8 protein-coding genes are annotated in these 12449 nt (G+C 62.1%); 5 read left to right on the forward strand and 3 right to left on the reverse strand.

Features of this window, described 5'->3' with window-relative positions:
- Window positions 1-141: 141 nt before the first annotated feature.
- Complete coding sequence (lapD, locus tag N4Q37_RS27060; protein ID WP_260963250.1) at window positions 142-2088, reverse strand: cyclic di-GMP receptor LapD; 1947 nt, start codon at window positions 2086-2088, stop codon at window positions 142-144.
- A gap of 14 nt (window positions 2089-2102) precedes the next feature.
- A complete protein-coding gene (gene lapG, locus N4Q37_RS27065; RefSeq protein ID WP_260963251.1) occupies window positions 2103-2795 on the reverse strand; it encodes a cysteine protease LapG in 693 nt (230 codons plus the stop codon).
- A gap of 209 nt (window positions 2796-3004) precedes the next feature.
- On the opposite strand from lapG, the gene N4Q37_RS27070 reads away from it, so the two are divergent.
- From N4Q37_RS27070 to N4Q37_RS27090, 5 genes are all read left to right on the forward strand, one after another.
- The gene (locus tag N4Q37_RS27070; protein ID WP_260963252.1) at window positions 3005-3697 is read left to right on the forward strand and encodes a GntR family transcriptional regulator; all 693 of its coding nucleotides are present in this window, start codon (window positions 3005-3007) and stop codon (window positions 3695-3697) included.
- 688 nt (window positions 3698-4385) lie between these two features.
- Complete coding sequence (locus N4Q37_RS27075) at window positions 4386-5162, forward strand: DUF3050 domain-containing protein (RefSeq protein ID WP_260963253.1); 777 nt, start codon at window positions 4386-4388, stop codon at window positions 5160-5162.
- Window positions 5159-6091 carry a diiron oxygenase gene (locus tag N4Q37_RS27080; protein ID WP_260963254.1) on the forward strand — a complete coding sequence of 311 codons (933 nt, stop codon included), beginning with the start codon at window positions 5159-5161 and terminating at the stop codon, window positions 6089-6091. The genes N4Q37_RS27075 and N4Q37_RS27080 overlap by 4 nt, the downstream gene beginning before the upstream one ends.
- 10 nt (window positions 6092-6101) lie before the next feature.
- On the forward strand, window positions 6102-9635 hold the full coding sequence (locus N4Q37_RS27085) for a non-ribosomal peptide synthetase (protein WP_260963255.1): 3534 nt from the start codon (window positions 6102-6104) through the stop codon (window positions 9633-9635).
- 44 nt (window positions 9636-9679) lie between these two features.
- Window positions 9680-10144, forward strand: a complete 465-nt coding sequence (locus N4Q37_RS27090) for an SRPBCC family protein (RefSeq protein ID WP_260963256.1) — start codon at window positions 9680-9682, stop codon at window positions 10142-10144.
- A gap of 141 nt (window positions 10145-10285) precedes the next feature.
- Here the strand turns inward: N4Q37_RS27090 and N4Q37_RS27095 are convergent, their stop codons facing one another.
- Entirely contained in the window at window positions 10286-12166 is a 1881-nt protein-coding gene (locus N4Q37_RS27095) for a methyl-accepting chemotaxis protein (protein ID WP_260963257.1), read from the reverse strand.
- Window positions 12167-12449 lie beyond the last annotated feature (283 nt).

Genomic DNA, 12449 nt, shown 5'->3' on the forward strand with positions numbered 1-12449 from the left:
CCGACCTGGTGAAATCAAGGCCTGCCTGACGGCAGGCCGCTACCGGCCCGAACACAAAAAATCTGACAGTCCCGCGGAACCATAAGCCGCCGTTACCGCAGCAACGGATATGCACTCAATCCATAAACCACGAACCGCCCATCAACCCCACCGCCCAGGCTCCCCAACCAACCGCCCCTGCACCCCAAACAACCCCATCTCCCGAATCACCGCCAACTCCCCCTCCGTCTCCACCCGCTCAGCAATCAACGGCAAGTCGATACTGTGGGCCGCCCGCTGAATCGCCTCGATAAACAGCCGCTTATCACTTTCCTGGTCAATGGCGCGAATATAGCTGCCATCGATTTTCAGGTAAGCCAACCCCAGTCGCGACAAGTTACCGATCATGCTGAACCGCCCACCAAAACGCTGCAGACTCAGGGAGAAACCGAGCTCACGCAGGCGTCGGGTCAATTGCTCCAGCACGGCCTGCTCCGGCAATTGTTCTTCACCAATCTCCAAGGTCAGGCGCGGCCCGAGGTCGGAATGGGCCCGCAGGATTTCAAAGATTTTGTTCAGTGCTTGCGGATCGGCCAAGGTCGCCGAGGACAGGTTCAGCGCCAGTGAATGCTCATGCCCGGCCATGTGCTTGAGCACCTGCTCGAGCATCAAGCGGTCCAGGCGCGCGGCCCAACCGAAGCGCTCCAACCAGGGCAGGAAGCGTCCGGCGGGAATGGTCTGGCCCTGCTCGTCCGACAGCCGCGACAGCACCTTGTAATGCAGCACCACTTGGGTGTCCTGGGCGGCCACCACCGGCTGGAAATACAGCTCGAATAACTGATGATCCAAGGCCTGGTCGAGCAGCGTGTGCCAGGCGTGGTGATCGTCGCCAACGCTGGCGACCAGGCTGTGGTCCAGGCAGGCCCAGGCCGGTTCGCCCTGGCTTTCGGCTTGGGCCAGGGCCTGGTCGCCGAGCTGCAGCACCGCCTGCGTCGAGTCACCGTGGACGAACGGCGCCAAGCCGATATGGGCCACCGGGGTCACGTCGGTCGCACCGGTTGCGTACAGGCTCATCAATGCGCTTTCCAGGTTCTGCGCCAGTTGCACGGCCTCCTGGCGCACCAGGCCCGGCGCCAGCACGGCGAATTCGCCGCCACGGATACGCGTCACCAGGTTCTGGGTTTCCGGGTAGCGGGCGCTTTCGCGCAGCAACTGCTCGCCCACAGCCTGGAGCAACTGGTCGGTGCGCTGCCCGCCCAGTCGTTGGTTCAAACCGGCCAGGTCCTTGACCCGCAACAGCAAGAGGTAACCGGAACTGGCCTGCTCGGGATTACTCACCCGGGCGTTGAGTTGCATTTCGAAATAACGCCGGTTGGCCAGGCCCGTGAGGTTGTCCTGGTAGGACTCGATCCGCAGTTTTTCACTGCGCTCGGCTTGCTCCTGGAACAGCGCCTTGAGCTTTTCGACCATCTGGTTCATCGCCTGCACCACGCGGCGCAGTTCCGGGGTGCGCGGCAGTTCCGGCAGGCTCAGGAACTCGCGGCGGGCGATGGCCTGGGACTGGAGCACCATGTAATCGAGCGGCTTGAGTTGACGGCGCAACAGCAAGGCCCCCAGCACCGCGCTCACGGCGCCGCACAGCAACAACCAGCCCAGGCTGCCCAGCGCGCTCTGCCACAGCTTGGCGAGGGCGAACATCGGGTGGCTGACCACTTCGACCCGCGCCGCCTGCTCCCAGCCGCGGCTGACGATTGCATCGCCACCGGCCGGCTCCAGGCCGATGAGCTTGACGAACCATTGCGGCACGCTGCTGGCATCCGGGGTGCCGGTGCGCTCGACGAGGGTCTTGTCGGTGGCCACGTCGACCACGCGGATGCTGGCGTAGTAGCCGCTGTCGAAGATTGAGCTGACCATCAGCTCCACCATCGCCGGGTCGTCGATGTTCGGCGTCAGGGACAGCGCCAGCGCCGTGGCGGCGTCCTGGGCGTGGGAGCGCAACTGGTTGACGTACTGGGCCCGCGAGCTCTCCAGGCTGACCATGAAGCTGCCGCTGAAGGCAACCACCAGGAACAGACAGATAGCGATCAACAGCTGTTTGAACAAAGACATCTGAGCGCGCGCTCCTAGTTAGTCGTCTCGACCGGAAAACCTTCGGCCTGCATTTTTTTCAACACATCCTGCCAGCGGGACAGGCGCTTGGTGTCGCTCACTTTCTTGTTGCCCTTGGTGCCCGACAACCACAGCCCTTCGGCATTGAAAGAGTAGACCGGCAACAGGTCGGTACGCTGGCTGGCGGGCAGGATGCCATCGATCAGGCTGTCGAGCACCAGCGGCATGGCCTCGGGCGTGGCGTAGTACGTGAGCACCATGTGCGCGCGGTTCTGCCGCAGGGCCTTGACGTAGGTGATGCGCAGCTTGTCACTGGAAACACCGAGATGACGCAGGCTGAAATACTTGGCGATGGCGTAGTCCTCGCAATCGCCGGCGCCCTTCCACAGGGCCTGGATCGGCGTTTCCCAGTAGTCGACCTCGTGCCACAGGTCGATGTCTTCCACGTAGCGCACCTGCTTGTTGAAAAACAGGTTCACCACCTTGAGCTGTTCCAGCTCCGGAATCTGCTTCTGGGTTGCCAACAGCTGTTGCCAGGCATCGATGCGTTGCTGCCCTTCGCCCAGCGGCCCGTACAGCGCTTGCGCCCGGCGGCTGATCTGGGCAAAGTCCCAGTCGGCCTGCAAGCCACCCAGCATGAGGCCGGCCAGCAGCAATGCCGAACACAGCCAGCGCAAGGACCTGAAGACAGGGAAAGGTGCAGCCAAGGGAATACGTCCGAAAGGGCTGTTGGAAATTCGTTGGATGGTGAAGCCTGCCCCAGCAAAAGACAACGGCAAAAGAGGTGGCAAGGTGCAATCACCGCAAGCACGCTAAACTTTAGTTCAGGAACCGGCACGCGAGGCTTTGACCGCCTGGCAATCTGTAACTAATGTTTTTGGATCCAATTCGTCATTACCAGTCAGGGTGCGTTGTCGTGACACAGAAGCCCAAACCGCTCAGTACTATCCAGGTCAACGGGCCCATCCCCGCTGCCCAGGCCCGTTCGATCATCGAAGGCTCCCTGCGCGAGGCCATTCTCGACGGCAGGCTGCCCTGCGGCACTGCCCTTCGCCAACAGGAACTGGCCGATCTGTTCGGCGTGAGCCGCATGCCAGTGCGCGAGGCGCTGCGCCAGTTGGAAGCGCAGTCGCTGCTCACCGTGGTCCAGCACAAAGGCGCCGTGGTTGCGCCGCTGATCACCAACGACGCCATCGAGACCTACGCCCTGCGGGCGGTCCTGGAGTCGTTTGCCCTGCGCTTGTCGATTCCGTTGCTCGATGCCAACGACCTGGCGCTGGCAGCCCAGTACATCGAGCAATTGGAAGCGCAGACCGACCACGCCGAGATCGGCAAGCTCAACCGGTTGTTCCACATGTCGCTCTACCACAAGGCCCCCAACAGCAGGCTGCTGGACCTGATCGAGCGCGAACTCAACGAGGAGGAGCGCTTCCTGCGCTTTCACCTGTCGTCCATGGGCCTGGGCAAACTGACCCAGGACGACCACCGCGCGCTGCTCGAAGCCGCGCGTGAGCAAGACATCGATAAAGCGGTGGCCGTGCTCAAGTTCCATCTGGAAAAAGCCTGCGTCACCATCCGACGGTACCTGGAGCAACAACCAGGTCGTTGATTTCGCCGGCCACCCGGCCGGCGCATCACTTTCTTACACATCCGTCCTACTCGCCTGACTGCCTGCCAGGCGTGGCTTGGCCGTGCTCATAAGCCGTCGTCACATCAGTTCAATGGCACTGCCATCGATTTGGGCTCACTCTTGCATTTGTCGATTCAAAAAACAGACCTGAAGAAGTCAGCGCCTGGCGACAAAGCCGAGCGAATCGAAGCCACCACGCAAGGAGCGACGCCCAACCGGCGGGATGATCGGGTGTCTGACCGATCCCCCTCCCACACATCCCCAATTTCTTGATTCCCACGCCCCCTGAAGTGCTCCGGGTGAGGCATTCACCCGAACTATTCAATTCTGATAAGTGCAAATCGGAAGGAGCAACTTCGCCCCAATAAAACTTATATAAAAAGTTTTAACATGCATGCTCGCACCTAATAAATATCAAACTTTAAATAATTAAAAAATAACTTGCCGAGTTCTTGTTTCGTGTATTAATTTTTTCTTCGCCGAGTTGTCATCGATTGTTTCGGCCACCACGAAACACCATAAATAAAGGCTCACAGCCAGAAACACCTATACCGATAGCACCTTTCAGTTACTTGGATAATTCATGGATTCCGGTTCAGGCACTCGCTCGCCCTAATAAAACAGCGCGTGTTTTCTCCGGAGCAACATCATTGATGAGGACGTTCCAATGCAGCCCACTAAAGAACAACTATCTCTGAAAAAACACCAACTCGGCCAACACCCGGTTTTTTCCGAAATAACATCAATCGATCTGCTACGCCGCTTTATGGAAAGTCACGTATTTGCCGTGTGGGATTTCATGTCCCTGACCAAACGCCTGCAACGCGAGCTGACCTGCGTCCACTTGCCCTGGCTACCGCCCGCCGACCCGCACGCTGCGCGGCTGATCAACGAAATTGTGTTGGGCGAGGAATCGGACGACCGCCCTGGCGCCGGTTATTGCAGCCATTTCGAACTGTACCTGGACGCCATGCGCGAGGTGGGCGCCGATACCCGCGCGATCGAGCGGTTCATCACCCTGCAACAGGAAGGCGTCAGTCCCGAGACGGCCCTGGAGAGTGTCGAGGTGGAACCCGCGGCGGCCCGTTTCGTCCGGCAAACACTGCACACCGCCCTGCACGCCCCGGCCCACAGCGTGGCCGCCGCGTTCGTGCACGGTCGCGAGAGTGTCATCCCGCGGATGTTCCAACGCATGCTGGACGCCTGGGGCATTGGCCTGGATCAGGCACCGACCTTTCGCTACTACTTGCAACGGCACATTGAGGTGGACTCCGAAGACCATGGCCCGGCCGCGGAAAAACTCCTGGCCCGCTTGATCGACGGCGATCCGCAACGCGAGGCCGAGGTGTTGAGCGCCGCCCTCGCCGCCGTCCATAGCCGAGCCGCGCTTTGGGACGGACTGCGCCAGAGCATGGCCCAACCGGTTGCGCAGGTGATGCCATGAACGCCGTCGTGTACCAATCCTTCGCCGACGCCTGGGAAAGCCGCGCCACGATCCGTACCCGCCCACGGCGCCGGGTCGAAGACGACGACAAACTGTTCTTCCCCATGAGCCGCCAACCGCTGGTGCACAGCCAGACCTTTCTCAGCCACTGCCCGCAGTTGCGCGATTTTGTGCTGGTGCAGAGCCTCTACAAGTTCATCAACGACGTGGTGATCTTCGAGACGGAACTGGTGGACCGCACCGCCCGGCGCATCGCCAAGAACAGCTTCGGCATCGAGTTCCCATTCGCCTGTCGCTACGACGCGATGACGGTGGTGGTGGACGAGGACTATCACGCGCTGGTGGCGATGGACTTCATGCAGCAGACCATCGACATGACCGGCATCGAACCGATCCTGTTGCCTGCGCAAATCGAACTCAGCCGCGCGATACCCGCGACCCTGGCCCAGGCGCCGGAGCATTTGCTCAGCGCCGTGGAGCTGATCTGCATCGCCATCGCCGAGAACACCGTGACCAACGACGTGGCGGCCTTCGCCCGGGACGACTCGGTCAAGGCTTCGATCAAGGGACTGATGGCCGACCACTTGCTGGACGAGGGACGGCACTCCGGCTTCTGGACGCGACTGGTGCAGATCTACTGGCGCTCGGCCCCCGAACAGGACCGCGAGGCGATTGCCCGCCTGATGCCCGGTTTCATCGTCCAGTACCTGGCGAGCGACCTGCAGCAGGCGTTCGATTTCGAGCTGATCGCGCAGTTGCCCGTCGACGAGGCGGTGCGCCAGTCGCTGCGTGAAGACGCCGCCGCGTTGGCCTATCCCATCAATCGCTTTCACCCGTTGGTGGGCAACATCACGCGCTTTTTCCGCGGCAGTTCCATGCTCGCGTCTCCTTGCGTGAGCGACGCCCTGGCCGACTACCTGAACCCATGAGGACCTTTCGATGAAACGCCTCGAAATTGCAGTGCCTGGCACCAGTCAGGCCATGGCCGAACTGGCCCGGGAGCTGGAGCTGCACGGCCACGCTGTCGCGCATCGGCCATCGTCGGTCGGCCCCGGCGCGGTCGACGTGTTGATCGACGACGGCACGACACCTTGCACCCTTCAAGCCCGCGCCTGCCTGCACATACGCGTGGCGCTGCGCGCGGTGCCCGACACCCCATTGCCACAACCGGTCCTGGTCTTTCGCGACAGTGCGCAGCGGCTATTGGCCCAGGAAGTAATCGCGCCGCAAAACGATGGCAACGGCCAATCCTTGCGCCTGCACACAGTGGCGATGGTAGTGGAGACTGGTGCGCGACTGGTCAGCCAACTGTCACGGGATGAAACCTGCTTCGAGCACGGGCCGGCGGTGCAGGCCGACGCTGTCGAGCAGCCCCTGCTCGGGCTCGATGCGCTGGAACCCCTGGCCTTCGAACACCGCCTCAATCGACCGCCCGTGCCTTGGTTGCTGGCCGCCGCCGACGTGCCAGTGATGCACAGCATTGAACAACGGATGTTCGATGACGCAAAACGCCCGGCCCTGTGGGTCGATGGACAGCTCATCGACTACAAGGCCTTGCGCAGCCAGGCGCTGAGGGTGCAGCAGGCAATACTCGACTCCCTTCCCGTGGAAGCTGAGCCTGTGGAAGCTGGGCCTGTGGGTGCAAGACTTACCCGCGATAACACAGACACTCCAGTACCCAACCAGAACGAGTCATCGTTCATCACGGGCAAGCCTTGCCCTCACCAGACTAGCCCGCAAAAGGTGATTGCGCTGTGCCTGCCCAAATCCGCGCAGCTGTATGCGGCGATCCTGGCGGTGCTCGGTTGCGGGGCGGTGTACTTGCCGCTGGACCCGCAACACCCGGCGCAGCGGCGACGCTTTATCCTGGAGAACGCCAAGGCCGACCTGCTGCTGCACGACGGCAACTGCGACCTGGGCGAGCTCACGATGCCGACCCTGGACGTGCGGCGACTGCCACCGGTCGAACAGGGTCTCCCGACCTCACTGATCCGTCGCGAAGTCGCCGGCGACGAACCGGCCGTGGCGATCTACACCTCTGGCACCACTGGCCAGCCCAAGGGTGTGTTGCTCAGCCATCGCAACCTCAGTCATTTCTGTGCCTGGTACGGCGACTACGTCGGGTTGCAGCGCGACAGCCGGGCGCTGCAGTTTTCCACCATCAACTTTGACGCGTCGCTGCTGGATATCCTGCCGACCTTCATCCACGGTGCGTTGCTGGTGGCGCCCAACGAGGACCAGCGCCGCGATCCGCAGCAATTGGTGACATTGATCCATCAACAGCGCATCAGCCACGCCTTTCTACCCCCCGCGCTGCTGAGCGTCATGCCCCTCGATACGCCGCTGGGCCTGGCGCACCTGATCACCGGCGGGGATGTCTGCGAGCCGTTCGTGATCGAACGACTCGCGCCACAATGCCAGTTCCACAACATCTACGGTCCGACCGAGACCACGGTGCTGGCGACCACGCGGCGATTTGCCGTGGGCGACAACAACCGCAACCTCGGCGCCCCCATCGCCAACGGCCGGGTATTGATCCTGGATGAACAACTGCAACCGGTGCCCCACGGCACGCCCGGCGAATTGTTCATCGCGGGGCCAGGTGTCGGCCTGGGTTACCTGAACGACCCTGCGCTGACCGCCACTCGCTACCTCGACCTGACGCTGCCTGCCGGGCAAACGCTGCGGGCTTATCGCACGGGGGATATCGGGCAATGGACCGACGACGGCATCGAGCTGTGTGGACGTCGCGATAACCAAGTGAAGATCCGTGGCTTCCGGGTCGAGCCCGAGGAAATCGAACATTGCCTGCGCGAGAGCCAGTTGTTTCGCCAGGTGGCGGTCGGGGTCGATGAGCGACGGCGGATCCTGGCGTTCCTGGCGGGGCCCCTGGACGAGCGCGCCTCACAGGCGCTGCGCGAGCATGTACGGGACTCACTGCCCAGCTACATGCACCCGGCCGCCTATATCGAACTGCCCAGCCTGCCTTACACCAGCAACGGCAAGGTCGATCGTCGGACGTTGCTCGCAACCGCCGTGCAAATCCAGGTCGGCAACCAGCGCCGTCAGCCGCAGAACGCCTTGGAAACGCAGTTGCAGCATCTGTGGGCCGAACTGCTGGAGTTGCCCCTTGAAGACATCGCCACCGATGAGAGCTTCTTCAACCTCGGTGGGCACTCGATCCTGTTGTCACGCATGCTGCTGAGCATCCGCCAGACGTTCGGTCGCAGCCTGTCGATCAACCGCTTCATTGAAGCCCCCACGCTGCTCACCCTGGCGAAGTTGCTCGACAGCCCCGGGCAAAACAACGTGTCGACCCTCAGCCCCCAGGCCCTGATCGATGCCGAAGCCGAGCTCGACCTCCAGCCGTTGCCCATCAGCCAGTGCGGTGATGTACACAAGGTGGTGGTGACCGGTGCCAACAGCTTTCTGGGCGTGCACATCGTCGAGGCGCTGTTGGCCTGGGGCGCTACCGAAGTGGCCTGCCTGGTGCGTGCGAGCGCCGGGCAGAGCGCGGCCGAGCGCTTCTCCCAGGCCCTGCGGGACAACCACTTAACCCATCTGGACCTGAGCCGCGTCAGCGTCTACGCCGCCGACATCACCCAAGCGCAATTGGGTTTGCCGGATGACGTCTATGCCCGTATCGACCGCACCTTCGGCGCCCTGGTGCACAACGCGGCCCACGTCAATCATGTGCTCGACTACGAGTCCCTGGCGCGGGACAACGTGGAACCGATTTTCGAGTGCCTGCGCCTGTGTGAAGGGCGCAGCAAGAAGATCTTCAACTTCGTCTCCACACTCTCGGCCTCCAGTGCCCTGGACACCGATGGCCAGGTCCTGGAGCAACCCGCCGCGCCGACGCCGCCGATCTACATCAAGAACGGCTACAACCTGTCCAAATGGGTCGGCGAACGGATCCTGCAACGGGCCCGCGAGCGCGGGGTGTGGGTCAATCTGCTGCGCCCCGGCAACATCAGTTTCAACAGCCAGACCGGGGTCTGCCAGCCCCACAAGAACCGGCTGATGCTGATGCTCAAGGGCTCGATCCAGCTCGGCCAGGTGCCCGACCTGTCGCTCAATTTCGACCTGATGCCGGTGGACTTCCTGGCGCGCTTCATCGCCTTCCACGCCAGCCGTTACCAGCCGGCACAGGCGGTGTTCAACCTGCATAACCCCGAGCCGTTGAGCTGGGACGCTTATGTGGCGTCGTTCCGCGACAGCGGTCGGAAGTTTTCCCTGGTGAGCGTCGCCGACTGGCAACGGCAACTGGGGCGGGTCGATGCCGACAATGCGCTGTTTGGCGTGCTGGGGTTCTACCTCAACGGCTTCGAGGAGGACATCGGCGATATCTCGCTGATCCGCCACGACAACGCCCGCACCGGCGTGCGGCAGATGGGTGCCCGTTACCCGGAAAAATCCCCGGACTTGCTGCGTCGCGGCGCCGACTACCTCAAGGCCATCGATTTCATCTGAAGTCTCCCAACCCAAAGCCCCAACTCAAAGCAAGGAGCAAGACCATGAAAGCACTTCAACCCGACACCCTGATCAAGAACCCCCACGCCTGCCAGGTCGAAACCTCGGTGCAGGTCGAAGCCGACGCGGCACGCGTCTGGGACGTGGTGGGTGATTTTGGCGGGTTCAACCGTTTCATCCCGGCACTGGCGCGCATCGAAATGACCGGAGAGGGTGCGAGGTCCCTGCGCAAGAAGTTTTTCGCCGACGGGCAGAACCTGGTGGTGGAACAGCTCAACAGCCGCGACGACCAGGCCATGCACATGACCTGGACGCTGATCTACAACACCCTGGGTATCGACAACCTCTGGGCAGCCATGCGCGTCGAACCGCTGGCCAACCACCGCTGCCGCGCCACCTGGACCATCATCGCCGACCACACCGACGCCCATACCCCGTCGGGCTTCAGGGATTTCCTGCAAGGGTTCGCCGATGAAGCCATGGGGAATGTGCAGCGGATGTTCGACTAAGCCCCCACCCCCCAATCCCCTGTGGGAGCAAAAATTGCTCGCGAAAGCGGTGGGTCAGCTTGCTGCGATGTTGACTGTGCCGATGTCATCGCGGGCAAGCCTTGCTCCCACAGGTTTCCCTTCCAGTGACAGTCCTCAGGATCAGATCTTGAAGCTGTCCACCAGTTGCTTCAGTCGATTGGCCTGTTGGGACAAGGCATCGCAGTCCTTCAGGGTTTCATTGAGGTTGGCCACGCTTTGCTGGTTCAGCAGGTTGATGTGGCTGACGTCCATGTTGAGGGTTTCGACCACGGCGGTCTGTTCCTCGGTCGCGGCGGCCACCGATTGGTTCATCCCATCGATCTCGCCGATGCGCTGCGTCACGCTGACCAGTCGCAAACCGGCCTGGTTGGCCACTTCCACGCTTTCTTCGCTGGAGGTCTGGCTGGCGTTCATCGTGGTCACCGCTTCACGGGAGCCGACTTGCAGCGAGGTGATCATCTTGTGGATTTCCTCCGCCGACTCCTGGGTGCGGTGCGCCAGGTTGCGCACCTCATCGGCCACCACCGCAAACCCACGCCCGGCTTCACCGGCACGGGCCGCTTCGATGGCCGCGTTCAGCGCCAGCAGGTTGGTTTGCTGGGAGATGCCCTTGATCACATCGAGGATGTGCCCGATGTTGTCGGTGCTGGCGTTCAGGGTTTCGATCTGCGTGCACGAGAGGCTGATCTTCTGCGACAGCTCGGTCATGGCCTGGATGGTCTTCTCCACCACCTGGCGACCGTCGTCGGCCTGCTCGCTGGCGCCACTGGCATGCTGCGAAGCATCGGCGGCGTTGCGGGCGATTTCCTGGGTCGCGGCGCCCAACTGGTTGATGGCCGCGGCCACGCTGTTGGTGCGAGCGCTCTGTTCGTCCGAGCCGACGAGCGAAGCGTTGGACGAGGTCATCACTCGTTGCGACAGGTCATGCACCTGCCGGGTCGCGGACGACACTTCCGAGATCGATGCGTGGATCCGCTCCACGAATTGGTTGAACGAACCACCCAACACCGCGAATTCGTCCCGGCCCTGCACCACCAGGCGGCGCGTCAGGTCACCTTCGCCCTGGGCGATGTCCTGCATGGCGCGGCCCATGGTGGTCAGCGGACGCATCAACACCTGGATCAACAGGCTCAGCAGCAACGCAATGGCCGCCACCGCGACGAACATCGCAATCAACGCCGACGTACGGAACTGGCTCAGCGGCGCATAGGCCTTGCTCTTATCGATCGACAGGCCGATGTACCACTCGGCATTCGGCAGGCCGGTAACCGGGGTGAACGACAAGATGCGGTCCTGCCCGTTCAGCTCGACTTCCTGGATGCCTTTGCCGATGCGCACAGGGCTGCCCGGGTAGATATCCTTGAGGTTCTTCATCACCTGGTCCTTGTCCGGGCTGACGATCACCTGACCGTCGCCGCTGACCAGGAACGCGTGGCCGATCCCGCCGAAATCCACCGAGTTGATGATCTTGACCAGCGTGTCCAGGCTCAGGTCGCCCCCCACCACGCCGAGCAGCTCGCCGTTGTGCTTGACCGGCAGGGCAATGGTCACCACCAGGCCACCGACGGCCGCCGGGTACGGCGGGGTCAGCATGGTTTTATCGGCGGTGACGGCCTGTTTGTACCAGGGACGCTGGCGCGGGTCGTAACCGTCCGGCATTTTTGCGTCAGGGCGTTGGGTAAAGACACCACTGGCCTGGCCCACGTAGGTGAACTGGAAGTTCGAGGTCAATGCCGGCTGATCGACAAGTCCCGCCAGATCGGCATTGGCGCCCTGGTGCGCGATGTTCTGCGCCAGGTTCTCCAGCACCAGCACCCGACCGCTCATCCAGTTCTGGACGCTACTGGCCGTCAGGTCGCCGGATTGCTCGATGGACGATTCCAGGCTGCGACCGATGGTGTTTCGCTGTAGATAATCGTTGTAGAGGGTGAACAGAGCGAAAGCCAGGACCACGACGCCAGAGGCGGCAAGCAGGATTTTATGGCTGAACTTGAGATTCATTGATGAGACTTCTTATGCAGGGAGTGGGGGTGCATTCCGGTTGCAACAACTCATTTGGCCGCGCGAGCAGGACTTGTGGTCCGCTCCACTTTGGTGCACGCATACTTCTCTGTCGGCAAGGGCGTGGAAAATATTAGGTCTTTATGAAACGGGGCGACGAGAGGCGTCCGGTCGCGGCGACGATGAGCTACCAGCTCTAGGGTTTAGCTACCGAGGAACTTGCACAAGTGCCGTGCATGGCTTACATCCTTTATCAGGGATGGATTCATCCTGCGGGGAGTTG

Origin of the sequence: Pseudomonas citri (assembly GCF_025336485.1) — a bacterium.
Lineage (GTDB): Bacteria > Pseudomonadota > Gammaproteobacteria > Pseudomonadales > Pseudomonadaceae > Aquipseudomonas > Aquipseudomonas citri.